21 protein-coding genes and 1 tRNA gene are annotated in these 25,972 nt (G+C 48.6%); 17 read left to right on the forward strand and 5 right to left on the reverse strand.

Annotation, left to right across the window (positions count from 1 at the left end):
* The first annotated feature begins 49 nt into the window (after positions 1-49).
* The 4 genes from Q3O60_RS01260 (at position 50) to rimI (ending at position 3,190) form a co-directional block, all read left to right on the forward strand.
* Positions 50-2,080 carry a S9 family peptidase gene (locus Q3O60_RS01260; protein ID WP_305892091.1) on the forward strand — a complete coding sequence of 677 codons (2,031 nt, stop codon included), beginning with the start codon at positions 50-52 and terminating at the stop codon, positions 2,078-2,080.
* A 149-nt stretch (positions 2,081-2,229) separates the two neighbouring features.
* Positions 2,230-2,306, forward strand: a tRNA-Trp gene (locus tag Q3O60_RS01265).
* Positions 2,307-2,361: 55 nt separating this feature from the next.
* Positions 2,362-2,745 carry a DNA polymerase III subunit psi gene (locus tag Q3O60_RS01270; RefSeq protein WP_305892092.1) on the forward strand — a complete coding sequence of 128 codons (384 nt, stop codon included), beginning with the start codon at positions 2,362-2,364 and terminating at the stop codon, positions 2,743-2,745.
* The gene (gene rimI / locus Q3O60_RS01275) at positions 2,732-3,190 is read left to right on the forward strand and encodes a ribosomal protein S18-alanine N-acetyltransferase (RefSeq protein ID WP_305892093.1); all 459 of its coding nucleotides are present in this window, start codon (positions 2,732-2,734) and stop codon (positions 3,188-3,190) included. Before Q3O60_RS01270 ends, rimI begins: the two co-directional genes overlap by 14 nt.
* Here rimI and Q3O60_RS01280 read toward each other — a convergent pair.
* Together Q3O60_RS01280 and Q3O60_RS01285 are read right to left on the reverse strand one after the other, a co-directional pair.
* Positions 3,171-4,109, reverse strand: coding sequence for a sodium-dependent bicarbonate transport family permease (locus Q3O60_RS01280; protein ID WP_305892094.1), 939 nt, complete (start codon positions 4,107-4,109; stop codon positions 3,171-3,173). The two genes, rimI and Q3O60_RS01280, sit on opposite strands and share 20 nt — an antisense overlap.
* A 125-nt stretch (positions 4,110-4,234) precedes the next feature.
* Entirely contained in the window at positions 4,235-5,134 is a 900-nt protein-coding gene (locus Q3O60_RS01285) for a cation diffusion facilitator family transporter (protein WP_305892095.1), read from the reverse strand.
* A gap of 165 nt (positions 5,135-5,299) precedes the next feature.
* Here Q3O60_RS01285 and Q3O60_RS01290 point away from each other — a divergent pair, with 165 nt between their 5' ends.
* The 5 genes from Q3O60_RS01290 to Q3O60_RS01310 all read left to right on the forward strand — a co-directional run bounded on the left by Q3O60_RS01290 (position 5,300) and on the right by Q3O60_RS01310 (position 11,064).
* Entirely contained in the window at positions 5,300-6,181 is an 882-nt protein-coding gene (locus Q3O60_RS01290) for a LysR family transcriptional regulator (RefSeq protein WP_305892096.1), read from the forward strand.
* A 124-nt stretch (positions 6,182-6,305) separates the two neighbouring features.
* The gene (prfC, locus tag Q3O60_RS01295; RefSeq protein ID WP_305892097.1) at positions 6,306-7,892 is read left to right on the forward strand and encodes a peptide chain release factor 3; all 1,587 of its coding nucleotides are present in this window, start codon (positions 6,306-6,308) and stop codon (positions 7,890-7,892) included.
* A 12-nt stretch (positions 7,893-7,904) separates the two neighbouring features.
* Positions 7,905-9,644: an arginine--tRNA ligase gene (gene argS, locus Q3O60_RS01300; RefSeq protein ID WP_305892098.1), complete on the forward strand. Its 1,740-nt coding sequence runs from the start codon at positions 7,905-7,907 to the stop codon at positions 9,642-9,644.
* Positions 9,644-10,282: a pyridoxamine 5'-phosphate oxidase gene (gene pdxH / locus Q3O60_RS01305; protein WP_305892099.1), complete on the forward strand. Its 639-nt coding sequence runs from the start codon at positions 9,644-9,646 to the stop codon at positions 10,280-10,282. Before argS ends, pdxH begins: the two co-directional genes overlap by 1 nt.
* Positions 10,273-11,064 (forward strand): TatD family hydrolase, encoded by a 792-nt coding sequence (locus tag Q3O60_RS01310; RefSeq protein WP_305892100.1) that lies wholly within the window; start codon positions 10,273-10,275, stop codon positions 11,062-11,064. Before pdxH ends, Q3O60_RS01310 begins: the two co-directional genes overlap by 10 nt.
* On the opposite strand, the gene Q3O60_RS01315 is transcribed toward Q3O60_RS01310, so the two are convergent.
* On the reverse strand, positions 11,044-11,634 hold the full coding sequence (locus Q3O60_RS01315) for an AhpA/YtjB family protein (RefSeq protein WP_305892101.1): 591 nt from the start codon (positions 11,632-11,634) through the stop codon (positions 11,044-11,046). The two genes, Q3O60_RS01310 and Q3O60_RS01315, sit on opposite strands and share 21 nt — an antisense overlap.
* 48 nt (positions 11,635-11,682) lie before the next feature.
* Here Q3O60_RS01315 and serB point away from each other — a divergent pair, with 48 nt between their 5' ends.
* Together serB and Q3O60_RS01325 are read left to right on the forward strand one after the other, a co-directional pair.
* Positions 11,683-12,783, forward strand: coding sequence for a phosphoserine phosphatase SerB (serB, locus tag Q3O60_RS01320; protein WP_305892102.1), 1,101 nt, complete (start codon positions 11,683-11,685; stop codon positions 12,781-12,783).
* Complete coding sequence (locus tag Q3O60_RS01325; protein WP_305892103.1) at positions 12,780-13,685, forward strand: alpha/beta fold hydrolase; 906 nt, start codon at positions 12,780-12,782, stop codon at positions 13,683-13,685. The genes serB and Q3O60_RS01325 overlap by 4 nt, the downstream gene beginning before the upstream one ends.
* A 29-nt stretch (positions 13,686-13,714) precedes the next feature.
* Here the strand turns inward: Q3O60_RS01325 and Q3O60_RS01330 are convergent, their stop codons facing one another.
* Positions 13,715-16,195, reverse strand: a complete 2,481-nt coding sequence (locus Q3O60_RS01330) for a PilZ domain-containing protein (protein ID WP_305892104.1) — start codon at positions 16,193-16,195, stop codon at positions 13,715-13,717.
* 192 nt (positions 16,196-16,387) lie between these two features.
* Between Q3O60_RS01330 and radA the strand changes: the two genes are divergently transcribed.
* Entirely contained in the window at positions 16,388-17,752 is a 1,365-nt protein-coding gene (gene radA, locus Q3O60_RS01335; protein WP_305892105.1) for a DNA repair protein RadA, read from the forward strand.
* Positions 17,753-17,828: 76 nt separating this feature from the next.
* Here radA and Q3O60_RS01340 read toward each other — a convergent pair whose 3' ends face one another.
* Positions 17,829-18,590 (reverse strand): outer membrane protein assembly factor BamD, encoded by a 762-nt coding sequence (locus Q3O60_RS01340; protein ID WP_305892106.1) that lies wholly within the window; start codon positions 18,588-18,590, stop codon positions 17,829-17,831.
* 127 nt (positions 18,591-18,717) lie between these two features.
* Here Q3O60_RS01340 and rluD point away from each other — a divergent pair, with 127 nt between their 5' ends.
* The 5 genes from rluD to gshA all read left to right on the forward strand — a co-directional run bounded on the left by rluD (position 18,718) and on the right by gshA (position 25,882).
* Positions 18,718-19,692, forward strand: a complete 975-nt coding sequence (gene rluD, locus Q3O60_RS01345) for a 23S rRNA pseudouridine(1911/1915/1917) synthase RluD (RefSeq protein WP_305892107.1) — start codon at positions 18,718-18,720, stop codon at positions 19,690-19,692.
* Positions 19,693-19,720: 28 nt separating this feature from the next.
* On the forward strand, positions 19,721-20,452 hold the full coding sequence (gene pgeF, locus Q3O60_RS01350; protein ID WP_305892294.1) for a peptidoglycan editing factor PgeF: 732 nt from the start codon (positions 19,721-19,723) through the stop codon (positions 20,450-20,452).
* Between the two features lie 101 nt (positions 20,453-20,553).
* Positions 20,554-23,124 (forward strand): ATP-dependent chaperone ClpB, encoded by a 2,571-nt coding sequence (clpB, locus tag Q3O60_RS01355; RefSeq protein WP_305892108.1) that lies wholly within the window; start codon positions 20,554-20,556, stop codon positions 23,122-23,124.
* 214 nt (positions 23,125-23,338) lie between these two features.
* Positions 23,339-24,157 (forward strand): CDP-diacylglycerol--serine O-phosphatidyltransferase, encoded by an 819-nt coding sequence (pssA, locus tag Q3O60_RS01360; RefSeq protein WP_305892109.1) that lies wholly within the window; start codon positions 23,339-23,341, stop codon positions 24,155-24,157.
* Between the two features lie 129 nt (positions 24,158-24,286).
* Positions 24,287-25,882: a glutamate--cysteine ligase gene (gene gshA / locus Q3O60_RS01365; protein ID WP_305892110.1), complete on the forward strand. Its 1,596-nt coding sequence runs from the start codon at positions 24,287-24,289 to the stop codon at positions 25,880-25,882.
* Positions 25,883-25,972: the final 90 nt, after the last annotated feature.

Consider the following 25,972-nt stretch of genomic DNA (forward strand, 5'->3'; position numbering starts at 1 on the left):
GTGTTCTGCTCTACTATGGTTTTGAAACCTAGGTCTGGAAAATATAACTATGCAAAAAATAATACAATCTATATTAAGTGTCAGTTTGTTGCTGCTTACGCTGCACTTATGGGCTGATACAGTCCACCCCCTGAAATATGATGATGTATTCCATCTTGAGTTAGTGACTGATCCTCAGGTCAATGCCAAAGGCGAACAGGTGGTGTTTGTTCGGAACTGGATGGATCGTCAAACGGATCGGCGTCGAATGGCGTTGTGGATCATGAATACCGATGGTTCATCAATGCAGCCATTGACTCAAACCGAAAACAACGCCAGCTCTCCTCGTTGGTCGCCTGATCAGCAACGTATTGCTTATGTGCAGGATGGCCAAATTCATGTGTTGTGGCTTGACTCCGGTCGTTCGGTGCAAATTAGCCAATTGCCTCATGCCCCAAATAATTTGATGTGGTCACCCGATGGTAAATGGCTATCCTTCTCTATGTTTACGCCAAAATCATCACCTGCACCGGTCACGTTGCCAGGCAAGCCTGCTAATGCTACTTGGGCAAAGCCACCTATCTATATTGATAGCATGCAATATCGCGCGGATGGTGCTGGTTACTTACCGAGCGGTTTTCGCCATCATTACATGATCGCTGCTGACGGTGGTTCTGCCATTCAATTGACTGATGGTGATTACAATCACAGTGGTGAATTGAGCTGGCAAGCAGATGGTAAAGCGGTCTATTTCTCCGCCAATCGGCGTGAGCAAGCGTATCGGGCACCAGTGAACTCAGCAATTTACCGGCTGGAGCTTGAAAATCGTCAGGTTGATGTGGTGTATGATCCAGATGGTCCTGCATCTCAGCCGATGCTATCACCAGATGGTAAACTTATCGCATTCCTCGGCTTTCCTGACCGGAAGCTCGCTCACCAAGCCAGTCGTCTTTATGTCATGAATGTTGATGGCAGTAATGTTCGGGCATTAACGGATGATTTGGATCGCCATATTAATGCGTTTCAGTGGCAGAGCAATAACCGTGGACTTTACATTCAATTTGATGATAAAGGTTTAGGTCAGATTGCTTTACAGCCACTGCGCGGTAATCGTGAAGTACTGGTTCAGGATCTTGGTGGTGTTAGTTATAGCCGCCCCTACAGCGGTGGTCAGTTTAGTGTAGCGGATAATGGCTACATCGCGTATACCCAAGCCAGTACTAATCGACCAGCTGAACTTGCGATGCAGCATCGACGCAGTCAGCGCACATTGACTAATTTCAATGCTGATTTACTGTTTAAACGAACCATTGGTCGTGTTGAGGAGATCTGGTACGACTCTTCTATTGATGATGAAAAGATTCATGGCTGGATTATGTATCCACCGGGTTTTGATAGCAGTAAGAAGTATCCACTGATCTTAGAGATCCATGGTGGGCCCCATACGGCTTATGGACCCGTGTTCGCTATGGAACTGCAGCTGATGGCAGCCCAAGGCTATGTAGTGCTATACACCAACCCTAGAGGCAGCACCAGTTATGGTGAGGACTTTGCCAATTTGATCCATCACAACTATCCAAGTCATGATTACAATGACTTAATGGATGGTGTTGATGCGGTCATCGCGCGTGGTTATATCGATGAAGACGAGCTTTTCGTTACCGGAGGCAGTGGTGGAGGAGTGTTAACCACCTGGACCATAGGTCATACTGATCGTTTTGCAGCTGCAGCCGCTATCAACCCAGTGATCAACTGGTATAGCTTTGTACTCAATGCTGATATGTACAACTACTTTACACAGTACTGGTTTCCGGGTTTACCTTGGGATATTCCTGAGCATTATTTAAAATACTCACCCATCTCTTATGTTGGTAATGTGAGTACACCTACCATGCTATTTACCGGCGAATCTGACTATCGAACACCTATTTCAGAGACTGAGCAGTATTATCAAGCATTGCAGTTGCGGGGTATTGAAACGGCTATGGTACGTATTCCTGATGCTTCGCATTCATTGCATGCGCGACCAAGTAACCTGATGGCAAAACCAGCCTACGTGATTCACTGGTTTGAACGTTATCGGAAGTCCAATAAAGATTAACAATAGATTGATACACTGAAAGCCCAATGCATGCATTGGGCTTTCTTCTTTTATTGAAGAGGTGTATGTTTTGTATGCATTCAACTGGAGATAGCATGAATTCTGCTTTACCTTTCAGCCGGCTTTTGTATAATGGCGCGACCAAAAGTAGGGGCATAGTTCCAATTGGTAGAACAGCGGTCTCCAAAACCGACGGTTGGGGGTTCGAATCCCTCTGCCCCTGCCACTTTGGTCTGAATCATCTGATTCAGCCAGCGCCAGACCAGCAATAGGTAAAGACCGTGCTTAGTCCAGCTCAACATCAATTACTTCAATTGCTAAAAATTCAGCCGCTGCAACTGCGTTCTCAGTTTGCTAGCCAGTCAGATACAACTGCAGTAAAACCTCCAGAGTTAGAGTATGCAACCGTATCCGAGCCACAACCCTATGTGCCCGATCTTTCTGATGTCATTTGCCAGGACATTATGAGCCTGTTTCAGCAGACACCCGTTAAAAGCGAGTTATCCTTTCAGTTGGGGTCATTAAGCTGGTTCATTGATCATCGCGCGACAGAGTCGCTGTTGACTGAAAGTCAGCTTATCACGCCACCGCTGTCATTATTGCGACAGCCCGCTATGAAACGTCAGCTATGGCAACAATTAAGTTGTTACCTTGATCAGCTTTAAACCCGTTGAGCCTGCTGAGATTGACGTGCTGGTTGCGCTGGAGCAACAAGCCACTGAATATCCATGGAGTCGGGCCTTATTCGAAAGCTGTCTGCAGCCCGATTACTCTAATTATGTGCTAAGACAGGGCCAGCAAGTGCTTGGCTACTACTTTGCGCAGCAGGTGCTCGACGAAGTGACTCTATTCACCATAACTGTTGCTGCTGATCAGCAGGGTAAAGGGTACGGCAGATCACTGTTACAGCATATGATACAACAAGCAAAAAGTGCTGGTTGCCGCCAAGTCTGGCTGGAAGTTCGTGCATCAAATCAACCGGCAATTAACTTATACCACTCTGCCGGCTTTCAACCGGCAGGGGTACGTAAAGGGTATTATCAGAATGCTGCGGGCAGCGAAGATGCTGTTGTGATGCAGCTTTTGTTGACTAAATCCACCACTGAATAAGCTGTAAATACAGCGGGATCCCCAAAAGAACATTCAACGGGAAGGTAATACCTAACGCCGCCAGTAAGGATAAGCCAACATCAGCATTTGGTATGGCAGTTCGAATCGCCACCGGCGCCGCAATGTAAGATGCACTCGCCGTCAGGCTTGCCAGAATGAGAATTGAGCCGACGGGTAGATCCAGCCAGAACCCGGCAAAAATTCCTGCGATCCCTAAAAATACCGGGGCGACCAGTGCAAAACAAATGACCCGCCAGTAGCGTAAGGACAGTCTGCTCATGGTATCGGCAGCTGTTAAGCCCATTTCCAATAAGAATAGTGCCAGTACCCCTTTAAAGGCATTGGTAAAGAGCTCGGTCACCGCTGAGCCTTGCTGTGGCCCGTACATGTAACCAATAATGACGCCACCCACCAGTAAAATCACCCCACGGTTGGTCAGCGTCTCATGCCAAAGTGCGCTCTGGCTACTTTTCGCTTGCTCCGTTTGACGCCAGCGGTACAAGGCCAGTGCAACCATAATCGCTGGCAACTCAAGCATCACCAGATACAGAGTAACCTGAGCACCAATGGTGAGCTGCATGCTCTCTGCATAAGCTAAAGCGACAGCAAAGGTACCAGCACTGGCCGAGCCATAATGGGCGGCAAAACTGGCGCTATCGGCCGATGAAAGGCGAACCAGGCTTCGTAGTAATGGATACAGTAGTAACGGGAACAGGGCGCCGATCAGGATCACACTACCAAGCTCAGGCAGTAGCTGTAGGTTGAGATTGCCATGCAGCGCCATACCGCCTTTTAAGCCGATGGTCAGCATTAGCAGTAAACTAAGAATATCGTAGGCAGCTTTAGGAATCGTTAAATCAGAGCGAAGCAGACCAGCGACTAAACCAAGTACAAAAAACATCACGACTATATCAGGCATGGCTCCTCCCCATTAGCTACAAGCAAAACCTGCGCATTGTATACCTCGTTGAGCAGAAAGTGAAACATAAGCGCTAAGAGCAGACCAGTTTGTGTGATGCTAAGGGGGATGCAACGGTAATTATGTTAAGCAAGTCGTTGCGGACTAGCACTTTGCTTGCAGTAAAAATCCAGCCAAATCACCGGCTCCAGTGGCAGCCGCGCTAATTTACGTTCCAGCTGCTTTTGCACCCCCTGCATTTGTTCAACCCGCTCAATGCCGATGCGAACTTCCAGCAGCAGATAGCTGCCGCTTTTGGCCATCTTGCACTGGCGGTGGGAAATGCCGAGGATTTCCAGTTCACGGTATACTTGCTTACGAAGCTCAGCCGGCGGGCTGACCATCAAGAGCTCATTGACTGAATTTTTAACCATCTTGAGCGGTACCTGAATAAAGTAACCGGAAACCAGGATCACCAGCACCGGATCGGCGTACAGCGCCCAGTGTGCAATGGGCGTATAGTACAGCGACCAGGTCAGCACAAAGCCCAGCAACACTGCCAAACTCAACACGCCATCCATCCACCACTGGTTCTGTTCGGCTTCAACCAGCATTGATTGCAAGTTAGTATTGGCTTTACGCAGCCGCCACCAGATAAAGAAACACAGCAGCACACTGAACAGTGCAAAGAAAATTGCTTTGCCCGCGGCTACTTCCCGTCCACCATGCACTATCGCCAGTACTGCAGCGCCAAACGACACTATGCAAACCAATAAAATCACCAGTCCTTTCACGGCAATAGCTAAAGGCTCAGCTGGTAAGCGGCCAAAGTTAAAACGACTGTCGGCTGGTGAGGTCGCTACCCGCAACGCCATTAAGGATAGCAGCGACAGACCCAAGCTAACCAGTGAATAACTACCATCAAAGACGATAGCCATGGAATGGGCCCATAGCCCCCAACCAATACCTGCCAGTGCAAATAAACCAGCGCCGGCAGCAGAAAACTTTATAATCGATGACTCCGAACGGATGTTCAGCGACAGCATAGCAACCTCGATTTATGGAAAAAAGTGACAGTTTATTCGTCAGCATATTATGCTGGTGAATGAAGCAGATCTTGTTGGTCTGCCTCTATGGCGCTATTCTAAGTGAGGTGTAACGGTAGCAGATAATCGCCGGCCGACGATTTTTTCGGCGCTGATAGGGGTGGCATGAAAGTTATTCAGGCTGAAGTATTTTTGGTGGTGCTGGAGGAGGGGTCGGTAGCCGCGGCTGCTCGTCAGCTTGGCCGCAGCCGCACCACCATCAGCAGTGTGCTCAGCAGCTTTGAAGATGAGCTGGCAGTGACTTTGTTTGAACGCTCCGGCAATGAGCTGGCGGCTACGCCGATTGCCTGGGCCATCAAGCCGGATTGCATTCGGCTATTGCAATCGGCCAGACAGATTGAGCAGCGGTGTCAGCAACAGCGTAGCGGTATTGAGTCGACATTACGGATAGCCCGTGATGATGCACTACCAGAGAGCTTCTGGCGTGAGACTATGACGGCACTGAAACAGCAGTTTCCACTGACTGGGATTTCAGTTTATCTGGCACCGCCTCAGGAATTGCCGGAGTTGGTCGATTGGCAGTCGGTCGATCTCGCCTTTGGCCTGGCGCAGCAAAATGAACCGCACGAAAGTCTGCAGTTTCGGCCGCTAGGTGGGCTTAGAGTGATGATGGTGACCTGCCCGGAGCACGCGCTCTACCGTTTACCCTTGGTGCACGATGATGACTTGCAGCAGTACACACAGGTGACCACCGCCTATTTGCAGGATGATTTGCTGGTACCGCAATTATCAGGGGCGTCCAACTACTTGGCGCTAACCCAGTTTGAACTCATTCGTGATGCGGTGATCAGTGGTGCAGGTTGGTCGCGTTTGCCGCAGCCGGTCATTATGAAGCAACTTAAAGCTGAGCAGCTGCGGGTGCTGAAGCATCCAGGGGCGTTGAACTGGCAGTCCTATCAGTTAATTTGTGAACAGGGTTATGCCATCGGGCGTGTGGCTAGCTGGCTAGAACAGCAGGTTGTGCGTTATTTGACCCAGTTTGGCTAAGTTAAAGTCGACAATAAGGTTTCCCCCGATCCATCATTCGCGGTAAAATATGGCAACTTTTTTATGCATTGCAGCGGATCCAAGGATCCTTTGCTTTTTTTGCTATTGTCGCTACGAGTATTGAATGAGCAACCAACAGTTACAGCAGGAAATCAACAGCCGGCGTACCTTCGCTATTATCAGTCACCCGGATGCCGGTAAAACCACCATCACCGAGAAGGTATTATTATTTGGCGAACTGATCCAAAAAGCAGGTACCGTCAAAGGCAAAAAGTCAGGTCAATATGCTGCATCAGACTGGATGGAGATGGAAAAAGAACGGGGCATTTCTGTCACCACCTCGGTGATGCAGTTTCCATACAATGATTGCTTAGTCAATCTGCTGGATACCCCCGGCCACGAAGATTTCTCCGAAGATACCTATCGTACCTTGACGGCGGTTGATTCCTGTTTAATGGTGATTGATGCCGCCAAAGGGGTTGAAGAACGTACCATCAAGCTGATGGAAGTAACGCGGCTGCGTGATACCCCTATCCTGACCTTTATGAACAAAATGGATCGTGATATCCGCGACCCTATAGATCTGCTGGATGAAGTAGAAAGTGTCTTGAATATCGCCTGCGCGCCCATCACCTGGCCGATTGGGTGTGGCAAGGAGTTTAAAGGGGTCTATCACCTGCAGCGCGATGAAATCATTTTGTATAAATCGGGTTTGGGCCATACCATTCAAGATCTGCAAGTGATTAAAGGGCTGAATAACCCCGAACTGGATGCTCGCATTGGTTCTTTAGCCGATGAGCTGCGCGAAGAGCTTGAGTTAGTGCAAGGGGCCAGCCATGAGTTTGATCAGGAGCTGTTTTTAAAAGGCGAATTAACCCCGGTATTCTTTGGTACTGCCTTAGGCAACTTCGGTGTGGATCATATGCTGGATGGTTTAACGGCCTGGGCACCAACGCCTCAGCCACGTGACACTAACACCCGTACTGTGTTGCCAAGTGAAGCTGGCTTTACTGGCTTCGTTTTTAAAATTCAGGCGAATATGGACCCAAAACACCGTGATCGGGTGGCTTTTTTACGGATTTGCTCCGGCAAGTACGAAAAAGGCATGAAAATGCGCCATGTACGAATTGGCAAAGAGGTACAGATCTCACATGCATTGACCTTTGTCGCCGGTGATCGTGAGCATGTTGAAGAAGCATGGCCTGGCGATATCATCGGCCTGCACAACCACGGTACCATTAAAATTGGTGATACCTTTACGGTCGGTGAAGACATGCAGTTTAGCGGTATCCCCAACTTTGCACCTGAACTGTTTCGCCGGATCCGCTTGCGTGATCCTTTGAAACAAAAGCAGCTACTAAAAGGTCTGGTGCAGCTATCGGAAGAAGGTGCCGTGCAGGTTTTTCGACCCATTGATAGCAATGATTTAATCGTTGGAGCTGTCGGTATACTGCAGTTTGATGTGGTGGTGCATCGCCTGAAATCTGAGTACAACGTAGATGCCATGTATGAAAGTGTGAACGTCTCGACGGCGCGTTGGGTTTACAGCGATGACAGTAAAGCGATGGCTGAGTTTAAGAAAAAAGCCAGCCAGAATTTGGCGCTGGATGGCGGTGATAACCTGACCTATATAGCTCCAACTATGGTGAACCTGAATTTGTCGATGGAGCGCTATCCAAAGATTCAGTTTATGAAAACCCGTGAACACTAACAGGCAGAGCGCATGAATATTAAGCAATTATTGACCGAGAAAACTCAAGCTGCATTTGCCGTGCTGGGGGTACCCGCCGAAACGAATCCTGCAGTCACGGTAAGTACCCGCACGGAATTTGGTGATTATCAGATCAATGGCGCTATGAGCGCTGCTAAGCAATTGAAAACTAACCCGCGTCAGTTAGCACAACAGTTGGTGGATGCGTTGGATCTGGATGCAGTAGCCGACAAGGTGGAGATTGCCGGTCCTGGCTTTATCAATGTGACGTTAAAAGCGGACTGGCTGGCAGCACAGTTAACCGAGGCTGCGGCTGACCCACGACTTGGCGTCAGAGAAAATCCTCAGCCGCAGCGGGTGGTGGTGGATTATTCAGCGCCAAATCTGGCGAAAGAGATGCACGTTGGCCATTTACGTTCGACCATCATCGGTGATGCAGTAGTGCGTTGTCTCGAGTTTTGGGGCGATACGGTGATCCGCCAGAATCATATGGGAGACTGGGGTACTCAGTTTGGTATGTTGATTGCTCATCTGGAAGATCAGCTGGCTGCTGGTGTTGATTTAGAGCAGGTGGCGCTGGCTGATCTGGAAAATTTTTACCGCGAAGCGAAAAAGCGCTTTGACGATGAAGACGGCTTTGCCGATAAATCCCGTGACTACGTGGTGAAGTTACAAAGTGGTGATGCGCATTGTCAGAAGCTGTGGCAATTGTTCATTGATACGTCGATTAAGCACAGCGATGAGCTGTATCGTAAGCTCAATGTCACCCTGACCCATGATGATATCAAGCCGGAAAGTGCTTATAACCCGATGTTGCATGACATTGTGGATCAACTGAAAGCCAGTGGTCTGGCGGTGGAAGATCAGGGCGCTCTGGTTGTATTCTTGCAGGAGCTGGCCGATAAAGAAGGCAAGCCATCCCCTTTTATTATTCAGAAAACCGGTGGCGGCTTTCTATATGCCACTACCGATTTAGCCGCGTGTCAGTACCGTAGTCATGACCTGGCGGCAGATCGCATCATTATTTTTACCGACGCACGCCAGGGCTTGCACTTCAAGCAAGTTGAACTGACTGCGCGTAAAGCTGGCTTGTTGCGCGATGAAACGGCCTACCATCATTGCCCGTTTGGCACCATGATGGGCGAGGATGGCAAACCCTTTAAAACCCGTACCGGCGGCACCGTCAAGCTGACTGACCTACTGGAAGAAGCCGTGGTTCGGGCTGATGCCGTGGTGCGGGAAAAATCTACCGGGCTGAGTGAAGCCGATATGCAATTGGTGGCTGGTAAAGTGGGGATTGGAGCGGTTAAATTTGCCGACTTATCAAAAAACCGTACCAGCGATTACATCTTCAGCTGGGATGCGATGCTAAGCTTTGAAGGTGCCACAGCGCCATACTTACAGTACGCCTATAGCCGGGTACGCAGCATCGTGCGAAAAGCCGAATTGGCTGATGATTTCAGTGCTGTGATTCAGCTGCAACAGCCGCAAGAAAAGCAGCTGGCGGTAAAGCTACTTCGTTTTGAAGAAACACTGCAGCTTGTCATCAAGGATGCGCAGCCGAACCTGCTATGCAACTATCTGTATGAGCTGGCAAGTTTATTTATGAGCTTCTACGAAGCGTGCCCAATTTTGAAAGATGGGATTGAACCAGAGCTACGGGCCAGCCGTTTAATGCTTAGTATCGTATCGGCCCTGATGTTGAAGCAAGGTCTGGATTTACTGGGTATTGAGGTGATGGAGCGGATGTAATGAAAATTGATGCCATTCGGCGTAATTACACCAGAGATAAGTTGGATATGGATAAGCTAACGGCTGATCCACTGGTGCAATTTGAACATTGGTTGCAGGATGCTGTTGATGCTGAATTACCCGACCCGACTGCGATGTGTGTCGCTTCCGTGGATGCATCAGGTCAACCGTCGCAGCGGCTGGTCTTACTGAAAGATCTCAATCCGAATGGCTTCGTTTTCTACACCAACCTTGGCAGTAAAAAGGCCACTGAGTTAGCAGCCAATCCGAAGGTGTGTCTGCACTTTCCCTGGCACCCACTGGAAAGGCAGGTGATTGTGTATGGCACTGCTGAGCGGGTACCGAGCAGTCAGGTGATGAAATATTTCTTATCACGACCGAAAGAAAGTCAGCTGGCGGCCTGGGCCTCTGAACAAAGCCGGCCCATTTCTACCCGCCAGGCGCTGTTGCAAAAATTTGCGGAAATAAAACACAAATTTGAACATGGTGACGTCACTCTGCCCTCATTCTGGGGTGGTTTTTTAGTGCGTCCGCATCAGATCGAATTCTGGCAGGGCGGTGAACATCGTTTGCATGACCGTTTTATGTACTCTCAGCAGGACGACGGCAGTTGGTCGATTGACCGGCTATGTCCCTAAAGCTGTTTGATAGTCATTGCCACTTGAACCTTCCAGAGCTTGCCAAAGAGCAAGCTCTTCACTGGCAACAGGCACAGCAAGCTGGTGTCGCTGCCTTACTTATTCCGGCGGTTGAGCGTGCGGCCTGGGTGGATTTACTGCAGTTGCATCGTAAGCATCCGCAGTGGCCTGTCGCTTTGGGGATTCACCCCTGGTGGGCTCATTCGCATCGTTTGAGTGATGTGGATGAACTGTCCGTGTTGCTGCAACAGCAGCGCGATAACGTCTGCGCTATCGGTGAAATCGGCCTTGATTTTGCGCTGTCCGCAGATACCTTCGATATTCAACAACAATTGTTTGAAGCGCAACTGGCGTTGGCCGCAGAGCTTGGTAAGCCAGTGGTGCTGCATCATCGTAAGTCACAACCACATTTACTGGCAGCTATTAAGCATATTGGCTTTGGTGAAGGGGGGATTTTGCATGCATTTTCCGGTAGCCCCGAGCAAGGGCAGGCGTTTATTGAACAAGGGTTTAAGTTAGGTATTGGTGGCACCATTAGCTATGAACGTGCGCAAAAAACTCGCAAGGCCGTGCAGCAATTGCCACTAAGTACCTTTGTGCTGGAAACCGATGCACCATCGATGCCATTGGCGGGCTTTCAGGGGCGAGTCAATACACCCGCCCGGCTGGCACAGGTATTTCAGCACTTTTCTTCCTTAAGGGCTGAACCCAAAGAGCAGTTGGCAGAACAACTGTGGTTCAATACTTGTCAGGTTTTACGGCTAGGGCTTGCGTACTCGTAGCGATAATCTGGAAAAGCGGGAATGACCCCGCTTTAAAAAAAACGTCACCAGACCAGCCAGCACCAATAACCACAGTACTTGTTGCATCAGTTGATGCCAGCCTCGTTGTAATGGCAGATTTTGCTGCTCTGTGCGCAGGCTTATGCGGATATAGCCCAGCAATTCGCCATGCTCATTACGAATATCATGCAGCAATGGTAGTAGCTTTTCCTGGTAATCCAATGCATAGAGTTGGCGTGCTGGCAGTGTTGGCTCTGAGCCACTGATCCGACTGCCATTACTATCATACACTGCTACATCATAGACGTAAGGGTTGGTGGCAATATGGTGATTAAGCTGATTCAGTGCATCTAGTTGATCATTTTCCAGTAAGTAAACTGCTGTATCAGCCATCGACTGCAACGTGCTTCGCATTAACTGTTCGGACTGTTGCTGCAGCAGCAGGGTCCCTTGAGCTTTCAGACTGACCCAGCTGTGCAAAATAAGCCACAGGCCTAATACCGCTAGCAGCAATTGCAACAGCTTTACAAGGCGTGATGTTTGACTTAATTTCAGTGATTCTGTCTGCATTGGTCTCCTGAAACACTGACAGCTAGGGTGTTTTTTGAGTAGAATGCCATGGTGTATAGCCAAAGTATAGGTGAAAAGGTGTCGTATTGTTATCAACTGGACCCAGCCGCATGGTCTGATTTGTCCCTGTTATCCTTGTGTCAGAGTCGTGGCGGAGCATGGCTGCATTGGCAACCAGGCCAGTTACAATTGCAACTGACTCAGGATGTCGCCGTGTTGAGTGAGGCGCAATGCAAGCTAGAACCATTACAGACTGAAACACATGCAACTATTCGGTTATTTGGTACAGAACTGACTCTGAAACCACTGCATCAATTGCTGGAATCGCTCGATGTGTTACAAGGGGAATCCATTTGCATGAGCGTGTTGCAGCCGCATGCTGAGCTTGAGCCTGCCTTATTATTGTCATTGCCTGTGACCTTAGATCATCATGCGCAGCAACAATTGATGTTGCTGGGACAAAGTATGGAATTGGAGTTAGTGTATTTGGAGCAGGCACCTAGTTTGCTGCAGCCAGGTTTACTGGTGATGGACATGGACTCTACCGCGATTCAGATCGAGTGTATTGATGAAATTGCCCGGCTAGCTGGCGTTGGGGAAGAGGTTGCCAAAGTGACTGCCAAGGCTATGCATGGCGAGTTAGATTTTGCGGCTAGCTTACGCGAGCGGGTTAGTGCATTAGCGGGAGCGGAAGAAAAAATCTTAGCTGAAGTGCTAAGTACATTGCCTTTGATGCCGGGGCTAACTGAGTTGGTTCAGACCTTGCAACAGCATGGCTGGCATGTCGCCATTGCCTCCGGTGGCTTTACCTATTTTACCGATGCTTTGCAGCAGCAGTTGAAGCTAAGTGCAACCTTTGCCAATCACTTAGAAGTTGTTCAAGGGAAACTGACTGGCCGGGTAAAGGGAGAGATTGTCGATGCAAGCAGCAAAGCTGAAGCGCTGAGGCAATTGGCTATTCAATACCATATTCCTAAACCGCAGCAGGTTGCGATTGGTGATGGGGCCAATGATCTGCCTATGCTGGCGGCTGCCGGCCTTGGAGTTGCTTTTCATGCCAAGCCTTTGGTCCAGGCTCAGGCTAAAGCAGCTATTCGGCAGGGATCACTACTACAGCTGTTGTACCTGTTGGATGATGTGCCTGCATGAAACATCAGCAGCATTCTTACTATCTCCCAGTAAGCAATTATCAGTTGCATATTCGCCGATTGCTTCCGCTTGCAGAACCGAAAGGCTCGGTATTAATGTTGCATGGCGCCATTGAGAATGGGCGTATTTTTTACAGCTCCTCAGGAAAGGGATTAGGCTGTTATTTAGCGGATCATGGTTTTGCTGTCTATTGTGCTGATTTTGCGGGCCGAGGCCGTTCGTTGCCTCACAGCTCCAGTGGCTTTGATCACAGTCAACAGCAACTGATTTGTCAGGATATCCCTGCCTTATTGCAGCATGTACAGCAGCTCCATCAGCAGCCTGTGCATATTATCTCGCATTCTTGGGGCGGTGTGCTGGCTGCAGCTAGTCTGAGTCGTCATCCAGAACTGTTGAGTCAGGTGCGTTCTAAAGTCTGCTTTGGTACCAAGCGAAAAATCCACAGACGAAGTTTGGAAAAGCGACTAAAGATTGATTTGATCTGGAATCAGCTGGGCTCTTGGCTGGCTCGTAAGCATGGTTACTTTCCAGCCCGGCGTTGGCGCTTGGGAGGGGATGATGAGCCACGTCAATTTTTAGCTGATTGTATCCATTGGATACAGTCGGATGACTTTGTCGATTGCAGTGATGGCTTTGACTATGGTGCAGCAGCACAGCAGGTGTCATGGCCACCCTTATGGCATTTTGTTGCCGAGCGTGATCGGGTACTCGGTCATCCTGCTGATGTTCAGGCTTTTATCACAGAAGCGGGCCAACATCAGACAAAGTTAACTCACTTGGGATTGGCTGCAGGGGCCTTGCTTGATTACGATCACATAAGCATGCTGACCCACCCGAAGGCAATGAATGATCACTTTCCTCAGCTTGTGCAATGGCTATCGGAGCTCTGCCGGGCGCCTTAAGCGGTTTACACTGAAGTTGGTCTTTTCCGTTATCCAGTGATGCGGTGTTGACGCATTTGATGTTGTTCAGCGCGCTGTTCTGGGGGAATGGCAAATCGAAGCAGCACTTCATCGGTGATATCGATTAACTCGCCGACACCGACCACGCTCCATAGCTCTTCCTCGATCATTTTTGCTTTGTGAATGGCATACTGGCTAATGTAGTCCAACTCTTGGGAGATATAATCGCTATCAGGCCTGCCGGTGCGAGATAACCATATTTTATACGCCAAAACCAGACTGCCTGACGCAATGGCTTGTTGGAAAAATGCCTGCTTTTCTGGTTCAGTGGAAAACTCATAGTCGTAATTACAACGAAACCCTTGTTCTGGCTGCTGTTGCCAATTGTCCGACAATTGAATATACAGCTCATAAGTCGTCGGTGGGTCTTGTCGCTTCATATTTTTCAGCTGGTTGGCAAAATGCAAACTAACGGCATTGTGTTTAATCAGTGGCTCGATGATCAAATGCTCTTTATCGGCGTTCAGCTGCTGCAAAAGCAAGTGCAGACTGTTTAGTTGGCTGCCAGCCGCCACAGCTTTTAAGTCGTAACGGATCCCTTTGCGGTGAATATAGAATGGAAAGCTATCCAAGGCTTTGACATACATATTGCGCAGTGCGGGAGCCAGCCCCGGGTGCTTCACTGGCTCTTCTGCCACCGTGAGCTTACTACGATTATTCTGGATCAGCAGTTGAAAAAACTGCTTACCTGCATGGCCCTCATCTGTGCTTAACGCTTTAAGGTTCATGATGGTGCCACTTTTACTCACCGCCATTACTTCGTAAGGGAGGTGGCTAAGCGTATATTTATTGCTGATTTTTTGCAGATCAGGCAGGTTTAGTCGAACGATATCCCCTTTATTGATGTGCAGAGGCAACATACTTTCAATTTGCATACCGTTAGGAGAGAAATCCCGGCTAAAGGATTGAGGAAGTGCCTGTTGCGCTGAATCAAATAACTCGACAGTGGTTTTGTACAGGTAGCGTGCCTCAAAGCGTAAATTGACATACTTAACCGGAATGGCTTCGCAAAAAGGTAGTTTGGCGAGCTTGGCATGCGCAAAACGATTGAGTTGACTCAATTGCGCTTTATCAAAGCGGATTTGTTGGTACCAAGAGTTGCTTTGTTCGCTGCTAATATCTGCCATACTGACGATAAAGCGTAAATTTTTTAGATAACCATCCAGTAAATGGGGGCTTCCTTTAGTTTGCTCCTTGGCTGTTGTGCCCGGAATTTGGAACTGCAACTGACTGAATTTAAGCGATGTAGGTTGTAAACTCAGTTGGAAGACTTTCCAACTTTTTTTACTGGCACCGAAACCAAGAAATAAAGCGCTTAACTCCGGTTGCTCGGCCAGCTCCTGCGCTGTGGCGCTGTAAAAGTACAATTTACCCTTGGAGGCATGGGTAAAACAAAACAACTGGCTACTGCGTTGAGTGGATGGTTGTTGCAACAGTTGTTTTAACCGTTTGGCATTGAGCACTTGCGGCAGCACTGAACGCTGCAGCTCGTCTTGAAAATAGTGGAAGCTGGGGCGACTGTTTTCGGTGGTAAGGACACATTGAGGGTTCGATTTGCCTTCATGCACCGAAACAAATACGGCAAGAGCACTCATACGAGGGACGAAAAATTGCTCATATCCTTTGATCACCACAGCATCAAGGGTGTTATCTAAATTCAGCTTATAGCGGCGTTTATTGCCCCTGATAAATTTATCCAGAAAGTTAGAAAATTCAATGTCCTGCTCGCTGGTACCATCTAGTCGTTTCAGCCGTAGCTGTTGATACTTAGAGTCCAGTGGGCTGACCTCAAGGACCTTATAGCGAATAGGAGTCTGCCTATCGAGAGTATACTCTTGCTCTAGCTCCCGAAAAAAAATGCCCAGGTTACTATTCAGTTCTACGTCGATGGCTTTCGCCAACTTAAGTTTGCACCCTTGTACGGAGATATCGGTGGTTTGAGCGCTGTATTTCTTGCCATCATCAAGCATCACTTCTACGGTGATGCTGTAATTCATTCGTTCTTCAATCCGGTTAATGTAGCTGGCAAATTGAAAAAAACGAGCTTGATGTTGGTTGGTTGGTTCCGCCTGCTGCTCCGGCTCAAGTTCAGACTCACTGGCATTGAGTGCTTTTCGAATACGTTGTTCTGTTTCTTTACGATGCATGACCCGATAGTTATTATCGGTGTTCATTACTTCTTCGTACAAGCCAAGGGTAAAGGTACCGTATTGTTTGATACCTTGCTCAAAAATCTTAATGGCTTGCTCATCCATGTAATGAGTTTTCCCTTGAAAAGGGAAAGGCTTCACATCACCATCAACATGGCCACGTAGATCAATAAAATAGTCACAAGGTTGAGCCAGACGTTTCAGCTCCATCTTGAGCAGAAATTGTTTGGATTTAGGCAAATCACTGGTCAGCATAGTAAACATCTGATCAAAATCAGATGTCTGGACTAAGCTTTTCATACGCTCAATAATACTGAGGTGTTCTTGTAAGTCAGGGGCTGTCATAATCTCAATGATTCAGCGTCATCGTATTGGCACCATGCCTGTATAATGACAGTACGCTACGTTTTTCTTATTTGAAAAGCAATATCTATGCCTTTAATTCCAATACTTAGTATGATTTATCATCTACTAGGGTAGCTAAGGAGCATCATGGCCAAAAGTAAAACCGCTTATGTCTGCAATGACTGCGGCGCCGACTTCATGCGTTGGCAAGGACAATGCAATGAATGCGGGGCCTGGAACACCATCACCGAGGTAAGGTTGGGGCCTGCAAAAGGGAAATCAAGCCGCTTTGATGGCTATGCAGGAACTGCCGCCGCTAAGGTGTTGCGACTGGATGAAGTTGATCTGCAAGATGTCCCTCGCTTTAGTTCCGGCTTTTCTGAACTGGACCGCGTGTTAGGCGGCGGAATTGTGCCGGGGTCTGCCGTATTGATTGGCGGTAGCCCTGGTGCGGGTAAGAGTACGTTATTGCTGCAGATGATGTGTGGTTTGGCAGAGCAACACTCGGTGTTGTACGTGACTGGTGAAGAATCATTGCAGCAGGTTGCATTGCGAGCGAATCGTCTCAGCTTGCCAACGGCACAGCTGAAAATGCTGGCAGAAACCAATGTGGAAACCATTTGTCATTTGGCACAGCAAGAACAACCGAAAGTCATGGTGATCGACTCGATACAGGTCATGCATATGGCCGATATTCAGTCCGCGCCGGGCAGTGTGTCTCAGGTGCGGGAAAGTGCCGCCTATTTAACCCGCTTTGCCAAGCAGCATCATATCGCGGTGATCATGGTAGGTCATGTCACCAAAGACGGCAGCCTGGCCGGGCCAAAGGTGCTCGAGCACTGTATCGACTGCTCTATTATGCTTGAAGGCGATGCTGATAGTCGGTATAGAACTTTACGTGGCCAAAAAAACCGCTTCGGAGCTGTCAATGAGCTGGGGGTGTTTGCTATGACCAGTCAGGGTATGAAGGAAGTTAAAAACCCATCGGCGATTTTTTTAAGCCGTAGTGAAGAAGTGCAATCTGGTAGTATCGTTATGGTGTTATGGGAAGGGACCCGACCGTTGCTGGTTGAAATTCAGGGCTTGGTAGATCACTCCCCGCTCAATAACCCGCGACGTGTTACCTTGGGGATGGATCAAAATCGTATCTCCATGTTGCTGGCTGTGATGCACCGCCATGCTGGTATGCAAATGGCGGATCAGGATGTCTTTGTCAATGTAGTCGGTGGGATCCGCGTGCAAGAGACCAGCGCAGATTTGGCGACGTTACTGGCCTTGGTATCGAGCTTTCGCAATCGGCCTTTACCGCATGATTTGGTGGTATTTGGTGAAGTAGGTTTGTCTGGTGAAATCCGACCGGTACCCAGTGGGCAGGAGCGATTGCGTGAGGCGGCTAAACACGGTTTCCGTCGAGCCATTGTACCGAAGTCGAATGCACCAAAAGAGCCGATTGAGCACATGACGGTCACCGCGATTTCTACCTTGGCTGAGGCATTGGAAGCGATCAGTTAGGTCGCCAACAAAAAAGGTGTCCAGCAAGGGACACCTTTTATTATCAAATCGTCAGAACCCTGGTTATGAATAGGATTTAAATACGAGTATTGTTGGCTGGATAGTTCAACTTTAATACGGCATAGGCATCGTCACGTAGTTTCACCAAGCCTAGTTTGTCGTAACCTTGCACCATAAGTTCCAGTGCTTGCTCAACCTGTGGTGATTCGCGGAAAAACTCCACCACGTATTTACCGCGGTTAGCCGCAGCCAGATAAGCACCGCGGCGCATGTAGTAATCGGCAATCAGCAGCTCATGTCTGGCCAGCGTTTCGCGAATGTGTTGCATCCGGCCACGCGCATCTGCACTGTATTTGCTGTCCGGATATCTGGTCAGCAGAATGCGGAAATCATCAAAGGCTTGGCGGGTGCTGGCTAAATCTCGATCCGCTTGATCAATGCCAAAGAATGATTGAAAGGCGTTCTCATCTGCTTTTAAATTTGTCAGGCCACGCATGTAATAGACATAATCTAAATCTGGGTGGTTCGGGTTTAACCGAATGAAGCGATCAATGTTAGCGAGTGCCTGTGGTAAATTGTTGGCACTGTAGTAAGCATAAATTAAATCCAGCTGGACTTGGCGAGCCATAGGGCCAAATGGATAACGACTTTCTACCCCTTGCAACAGCTCTATGGCGCGGTTAAATAAACCAGAATCCAGAACTTGTTTGGCTTCAGCATACATTGCTTGAGCATTCTGCGTGGTAGAAATAGGCTCACGCTTGGTTTTCCCCGCGCAGGCACTGAGGGTGACTGCCATTACGACAACCAGTAATATCGTCGAAAACTTAGTATTCATGTATAAATCCATAACTCCGTCAGCCTTTAGCTGTCCAGTTGTTGGTAAAACCGTTAAAATAATACCTAGAGAAACCCGATTCTAACTCAGAGCTATCGGGAATGCACACAGGATAACTGCTTCCGTCATGACAAAACAAATTAAACTATCAGAAATCGTCCCTGATCACCTTTTTGGTAAGCGCTTAGATCAGGTCTTGGCCGAATTGTTCCCGGAATATTCACGATCACGTATTAAAAGTTGGATCCAAGCCAACCAAGTGCGTATCAATGGGGAGATTGAGGCCAAGCCCCGGCTGAAATTGATGGGTGGAGAACAAGTGGATATCGATGCAGAGCTGCAAGAAGAAGTGCAGCATAAAGGAGAGGATATAGCGCTTACTATCCTGTTCGAAGACGACGATATTTTGGCACTAAATAAACCAGCAGGGCTGGTGGTGCATCCGGGAGCTGGTAACCAAGCGGGTACCTTATTGAATGCATTATTGCATCATGCGCCGGATATTGTGGAAGTGCCACGGGCTGGCATTATCCACCGACTAGATAAAGATACGTCGGGAGTGATGGTAGTGGCTAAAACGGTGCCAGCACAAACCGCTCTGGTTGCCGCGATGCAGCAACGTTTTATTACGCGCGAATATGAAGCGGTATGTCACGGTACTCTGACGGGGGGCGGCATGGTAGACGCACCGATAGGACGGCATCAAACGCAGCGCACGTTGATGGCCATTGATGAAGGTGGCAAACCAGCCGTCACGCATTATCGGGTGATGGAAAAGTTTCGCGCTCATACCCGACTGCGTTTACGTCTTGAAACCGGCCGTACACACCAGATCCGGGTCCATATGCAATCGTTGCACCATCCATTGGTAGGAGACCCTGTGTATGGTGGTCGTCCTCGCCCGCCGAAAGGTGCCAGTGAGGTCTTTAAAGCCAACTTGAGAAGCTTTCAGCGGCAGGCTTTGCATGCAGCTTTGCTGCGCTTGGATCATCCTATCACAGGTGAAAGCATGGAATGGCAGGCGCCGATCCCGGATGACATGCGTGAACTGGTTGAAACGTTACGGGCAGATACGTTAGAGCATGGTATGGAAGATGCCTGAGTTGTCACGGTATCAGCAGCGGAATGCCTTGCAATTGATCACACCTGACTGGCCGGCTCCTGCTTGTGTAAAAGCATTCAGCAGCACGCGCTTAGGTGGGTGTTCGTTGGGCGATTTTGCCTCGCTAAACCTTGGTGACCATGTAGGTGATAAGCCAGAGCTGGTGCGTCAGAACCGACAAGTTTTGCAACAGCATGCGGGCATGCCCACTGAACCCGTCTGGTTGCAGCAGGTGCATGGTATCAATGTAGTGCGCTTGCCCGAACAAGCCAAGACTTCATTGCAAGCTGATGCTGTGGTTAGTTCGGTAGAGGCTCAGGTATGTAGCGTAATGACGGCTGATTGTTTACCAGTATTATTTTGTGACCGCTCAGGCCAGCAAGTTGCTGCAGCCCATGCTGGTTGGCGGGGCCTGCTCGGTGGAGTTTTAGAGGCTACGGTGGCCCGGTTTGAGCAGCCTGCTGAAGTGTTGGCATGGTTAGGGCCAGCGATTGGGCCTGAAGTATTTGAAGTCGGGCCAGAAGTACGGCAACAATTTATTGCGACTCAGGCGACTGCCGAAGCGGCTTTTCAGCCGAGTAAAGCTGATAAATGGTTGGCGAATTTATACCTGTTAGCTCGGCTGCGTTTGCAAGCGATTGGTGTAACCGCCATTTATGGCGGTGACTACTGCACCCTGAGCCAACCCGAATTGTTTTTTTCTTACCGCCGTGATGGCCAGACTGGCCGGATGGCCAGTTGTATCTGGCTGCAATCATAAGTTTGATCTCAGTCAATAATTTGACGCATCCTGCTTGAAAAGTACCCAACCACACACAATATAAGCTATAACAGTTGTTATTGTTTTTCTTGGAGAGCGTCATGAGACTTGACCGTTTAACCAGCAAGTTCCAGCAGGCCATTGCCGATGCGCAATCATTGGCTTTGGGGCGGGATCATCAGTTTATAGAGCCAGTCCACTTAATGCATGCCTTATTGAATCAAGATGGCAGCACAGTTCGTGATTTACTAAATAAATTAGGCATTAATTTTAATGAGTTGCGTTTGAAGGTCACTCAGGCCATTGAGCGCTTGCCGACGGTTGAAGGTGTTGGTGCCGATGTGCAGCTTTCTGCCGCCATGGGCACCTTACTCAATCTATGTGATAAATACGCGCAAAAACGCAAAGACCAGTACATTTCCAGTGAATTGTTTGTATTGGCAGCTACTGAAGACAAAGGCACTTTAGGTTCTATTTTACGTGAGCAGGGTGTCACCAAAGACGCCCTTATGAAAGGCATTGATGATATGCGTGCTGGTCAAAAGGTCGAGGATCCTAATGCTGAGGATACCCGGCAAGCTTTGAACAAATATACCGTGGATCTAACCGCTCGGGCAGAAGCAGGTAAATTAGACCCTGTGATTGGGCGGGATGAAGAGATTCGTCGCTGTATACAAGTGCTGCAGCGTCGTACCAAAAACAACCCGGTCTTGATTGGTGAACCCGGAGTCGGTAAAACCGCGATTGTCGAAGGGCTGGCGCTGCGTATTATCAACAAAGAAGTCCCATCTGGTCTGCAAAATAAGCGAGTGCTATCGCTTGATTTAGGCGCTTTACTGGCTGGAGCCAAGTATCGTGGTGAATTTGAAGAACGGTTAAAGGCTGTGCTAAATGAATTGGCCAAAGAGGAAGGTCAGGTCATTTTATTTATCGATGAAATTCACACCATGGTTGGTGCAGGTAAAGCCGATGGTGCTATGGATGCGGGTAATATGCTCAAGCCAGCCTTAGCTCGAGGCGAGTTGCATTGTTTGGGCGCGACTACGCTTGATGAGTACCGGAAATACATTGAAAAAGACGCCGCCCTTGAGCGCCGCTTCCAAAAAGTGTTGGTGGATGAACCCAGTGTTGAAGATACCATCGCCATTTTACGTGGTTTAAAAGAACGCTACGAACTGCACCATGCCGTTGAAATTACCGATCCCGCCATAGTGGCTGCCGCCACCTTGTCACATCGTTATGTCAGTGATCGGCAGTTGCCTGATAAAGCCATCGATCTGATTGATGAAGCGGCATCGAGTATTCGTATGCAGATGGACTCGAAGCCAGAGGAAATGGATCGCTTAGAGCGGCGTATTATCCAACTGAAATTGGAAGATAACGCACTGGCTAAAGAGGTGGACGATAGCAGTAAAAAGCGCCGTGAAGCCATTCAGGAACAAATTCAGGAGCTAGAACAGCAGTACAAAGATTTGGATGAAATTTGGGAGTCTGAAAAAGCCGCTTTGCAAGGCACGCAAAATATCAAAGCAGATTTAGAGCAAGCTCGGCTTGATTTAGAAGTTGCACGCCGTGCCAGTGATTTACAGCGAATGTCTGAACTGCAGTATGGCCGAATTCCTGCACTGGAAAAACGGCTTGATCTGGCAAGCCAGGCAGAAATGCAAGACATGCAACTGTTGCGCAACCGGGTAACCGAGCATGAAATTGCCGATGTATTGTCACGAGCGACGGGTATACCTGTTAGTAAAATGCTGGAAGGTGAGCGCGATAAACTACTACAGATGGAAGACGCACTGCATCGGAGCGTGGTTGGGCAAGAAGAAGCGGTCGCTGCTGTTGCCAATGCTATTCGTCGCTCGCGCGCGGGTTTGTCGGATCCGAACCGGCCAATTGGTTCGTTTTTATTCCTTGGGCCAACTGGGGTAGGGAAAACCGAGCTGACCAAATCATTGGCTACGTTCTTGTTTGATAGCCCGGATGCCATGGTTCGTATCGATATGTCAGAGTTTATGGAAAAACATGCGGTGTCGCGTTTGGTCGGTGCTCCGCCTGGTTATGTTGGTTACGAAGAAGGGGGCTATTTGACCGAAGCCGTGCGCCGTAAGCCTTATTCAGTGATTTTATTGGATGAAGTGGAAAAAGCGCATCCGGATGTGTTTAACATTCTGTTGCAGGTGCTGGATGATGGCCGCTTAACTGATGGTCAGGGCCGTACCGTCGACTTTAAAAACACTGTGATTATTATGACATCAAATTTAGGTTCCGATGTTATTCAGGAGCATAGTAGCGAGTCTAGCTATCAGGATATGAAACTGATGTTATTAGATGTACTTGCTAAGCAGTTCCGGCCTGAGTTTTTAAACCGGGTGGATGAAACGGTGGTCTTTCACCCACTGGGGCATGCTCAGATCAAGTCCATTGCCGGTATCCAACTGCAACGGTTGCGTCAACGTTTAGAGGATCGCGATTATCAGTTGGAGGTGAGTGAAGCCGCTTTGGATAAACTAGCCGCAGCAGGCTTTGATCCCGTTTACGGGGCTCGGCCATTGAAGCGGGCCATTCAGCATTATCTGGAAAACCCGCTAGCACAAGCCCTATTGAAAGGTGAAATTGTGCCAGGCAGTACCGTGTCCATTGACACTGATGGCGATGATTTTGTAATTCGTTAAGCTAGCGTTGTCTGTCCGTACTGAGAAAATGCCCACCGTATTGGTGGGCATTGTTTTTGAACGATGGCCAGGCTGTAGTCTATCAGACCGTTCCTGGCCGTAATTTTAAAAATCAGTTTGCTATACTGAGTGCGACAGCTTTTCTTTTGCGATTTTCCGATCCATGATACATTAAGCGATTAAAACTCCGTTTCTTTCTTCGTTAAGTGGACTTATGACCGAATCCAATAAAGCTGATACTCAGCCCCGTAAAGGCATTTATTTATTACCCAACCTACTCACTACAGCAGGTTTATTTTCAGGCTTTTACGCTATTATTTCTTCGATGAATGGCTCCTTTGAGGCTGCTGCAATCGCTATTTTCGTTGCTATGATCTTCGACGGCCTGGATGGACGAGTGGCTCGCTTAACCAATACTCAAAGTGAATTTGGTGCCCAATACGATAGCATGGCGGATATGCTCTCTTTTGGTATGGCGCCTGCCATGGTGGTATATACCTGGGCCTTATCCGATTTAGGTAAGTTTGGCTGGCTAGCGGCATTTTTGTTTGTGGCATGTGCTGCGCTTCGGCTGGCACGCTTCAACGCCAACTTGTCGGTCACAGATGGCCGTTACTTCCAAGGTTTAGCCAGCCCTGCGTCTGCTGCCCTTTGTGCTGGTATGGTGTGGACGGGCGCCTATTACGAAATTGATGGGCAATCTTTGGGCTATCTGGTTGGTTTAATCACGATTTTGGCAGGCTTATTAATGGTGAGTAACCTGCGCTACCATTCTTTTAAAGATGTAAACTGGCGCGACAAGGTGTCATTTATCACCATCTTGGTGGTGGTGCTAATTTTCGTGGTGATAGCTGCCCGTCCGGCTGAAATGTTGCTGTTGATATTCTTGATATATGCCTGCTCAGGCCCAATCACCACCTACCGAAGTGTGAATAAACTGACGTTGGAGCATGTAATCGGTGATGCTGAAGATGTCGAACTTACCGAGGTAAAGACGACTGAAGCTATTGATGACCCAAAAAAGCCAGAGTAATCTGAGCCGTAAGCTTTAGCAGACAGCGCCTGAGGGGGACTGTTTGAGTGTTTGTCCACAGCGCAACAAGCCTCAGGAATTGAGGTTTGTTGGCATTGACCACCATGATGATTAGGTAAGGGTGTTTTTTTGAATCCAATTCTGAAGCAACGTTTAGCAGACTTGTCTGCCGCTGAGCATGTCAGCAGTATTGTTGGGATCCGTCGAGGTTTGGAACGAGAGTGTTTGCGAATTCAAAGCAATGGAACTTTGGCGCCAACATCCCATGCGAATGCACTGGGCTCTGCGTTGACGCACCCGATGATTACCACTGACTTTTCTGAGTCACTGCTTGAGTTTATTACTCCGGTTGATACGGATATCAACACTACGCTAGCGCAACTGGCTGATATTCACACTTTTACCCTGCGACAGCTCGGTGATGAGCGACTGTGGCCTGTGAGTATGCCGTGTTATATCTCCCATCAAGATGAGATCGAGCTGGCGCAGTATGGCTCTTCCAATGTCGGGCGAATGAAAACCTTGTATCGACAAGGGCTGAAAAATCGTTATGGCAGCATGATGCAGGCCATCAGTGGTGTTCATTTTAACTTCTCATTCCCGGCGGGCTTCTGGCCACATTACCGTCAGGTTTTGGGGGCTGTAGCCGCTGATCAGGCTTTTATTTCTGAGCAGTATTTGGCGCTGGTCCGAAACTACAAACGGTTGGCCTGGTTGATTGTGTACTTGTTTGGCGCCTCTCCGGCGCTTTGCCGCTCATTTTTGCAAGGAAATGAAAGTCGTTATGCATTTCAGGAAACAGGCAAAGGAACCTTGTATCTGCCCTATGCCACTTCACTTCGAATGAGTGATTTGGGTTACACCAATAGTGCGCAATCCAGCTTAAAAGTAACCTATAACTCGCTGGATGAATACATTGCTGGACTACATCAGGCTATCACAACGCCATCGGCTGAATATCAGCAGATCCCCTGCGATGCAAGTGCTGGCTATCAACAGCTCAATAGCAACATTCTACAGATTGAGAATGAGTTTTACTCGACCATTCGGCCCAAGCGTACTGCTGAAAGTGGTGAGCGACCAACCTGTGCGCTGGCTGCCCGGGGAGTCGAGTACATTGAGGTTCGTGCTTTGGATGTCAACCCATTTAGCGCGGTGGGCATTTCCGCCGATCAGATGCGTTTTTTAGATGTGTTTCTCTGTTATTGTTTATTGAGTGATAGCCCTGACCTTAGCCACGAGGAACAGCTCATCACCGAGCAGAACTTACGTAAAGTTGTCACCGATGGTCGCAAACAGACGTTGGATTTGATTGATTCAGGTCAGCCCAGATTGATGCTTGACTGGGCAGAGAGTGTGTTTGATGAGTTGATGGCTGTTGCTGGCTGGTTGGATCAAGCTTATGGTGGTGATCACTATCAGGCCACGATAAAACAGTTTTATATTTGTTTACTGGATCCTGCGCAGACGTTTTCGGGGCAATTACTCAATACCTTGTTATCCAGCCAGCAAGATAATGGCCCATATGCATTGAAGTTATCCGAGCGGTACCGTGATGAATTGACACAGCGTGATTATCAATGCTTTAGTGAGCAAGACTTTCTGGATATGGCTAAGCAATCGCTGTTGCAACAGCAAGCAGTTGAAGCTGGGGATACCGTAAGTTTCGATGCTTATCTACAGGATTATTTCGCTCCCAAGCCTTGCTCTTTAGAGAGTGAGTAGCGCAAAAAAAAAGCGGCCACCAGGAGAGTAGTGGCCGCATAACAGGAATAAAATCCAGGGAAACGTAAAACTTGTTTTGCATCCTTGCAC

It is taken from the genome of Alkalimonas collagenimarina, from assembly GCF_030717845.1.
Classification (GTDB): Bacteria; Pseudomonadota; Gammaproteobacteria; order Enterobacterales; family Alteromonadaceae; genus Alkalimonas; species Alkalimonas collagenimarina.

Coding starts and splice junctions, on each gene's coding strand:
- Q3O60_RS01260 (WP_305892091.1), top strand. CDS start 50: ATGCAAAAAATAATACAATCTATATTAAGTGTCAGTTTGTTGCTGCTT.
- Q3O60_RS01280 (WP_305892094.1), bottom strand. CDS start 4,109: ATGCCTGATATAGTCGTGATGTTTTTTGTACTTGGTTTAGTCGCTGGT.
- Q3O60_RS01285 (WP_305892095.1), bottom strand. CDS start 5,134: ATGCTGTCGCTGAACATCCGTTCGGAGTCATCGATTATAAAGTTTTCT.
- Q3O60_RS01290 (WP_305892096.1), top strand. CDS start 5,300: ATGAAAGTTATTCAGGCTGAAGTATTTTTGGTGGTGCTGGAGGAGGGG.
- prfC (WP_305892097.1), top strand. CDS start 6,306: ATGAGCAACCAACAGTTACAGCAGGAAATCAACAGCCGGCGTACCTTC.
- argS (WP_305892098.1), top strand. CDS start 7,905: ATGAATATTAAGCAATTATTGACCGAGAAAACTCAAGCTGCATTTGCC.
- pdxH (WP_305892099.1), top strand. CDS start 9,644: ATGAAAATTGATGCCATTCGGCGTAATTACACCAGAGATAAGTTGGAT.
- Q3O60_RS01310 (WP_305892100.1), top strand. CDS start 10,273: ATGTCCCTAAAGCTGTTTGATAGTCATTGCCACTTGAACCTTCCAGAG.
- Q3O60_RS01315 (WP_305892101.1), bottom strand. CDS start 11,634: ATGCAGACAGAATCACTGAAATTAAGTCAAACATCACGCCTTGTAAAG.
- serB (WP_305892102.1), top strand. CDS start 11,683: ATGGTGTATAGCCAAAGTATAGGTGAAAAGGTGTCGTATTGTTATCAA.
- Q3O60_RS01325 (WP_305892103.1), top strand. CDS start 12,780: ATGAAACATCAGCAGCATTCTTACTATCTCCCAGTAAGCAATTATCAG.
- Q3O60_RS01330 (WP_305892104.1), bottom strand. CDS start 16,195: ATGAAAAGCTTAGTCCAGACATCTGATTTTGATCAGATGTTTACTATG.
- radA (WP_305892105.1), top strand. CDS start 16,388: ATGGCCAAAAGTAAAACCGCTTATGTCTGCAATGACTGCGGCGCCGAC.
- Q3O60_RS01340 (WP_305892106.1), bottom strand. CDS start 18,590: ATGAATACTAAGTTTTCGACGATATTACTGGTTGTCGTAATGGCAGTC.
- rluD (WP_305892107.1), top strand. CDS start 18,718: ATGACAAAACAAATTAAACTATCAGAAATCGTCCCTGATCACCTTTTT.
- clpB (WP_305892108.1), top strand. CDS start 20,554: ATGAGACTTGACCGTTTAACCAGCAAGTTCCAGCAGGCCATTGCCGAT.
- pssA (WP_305892109.1), top strand. CDS start 23,339: ATGACCGAATCCAATAAAGCTGATACTCAGCCCCGTAAAGGCATTTAT.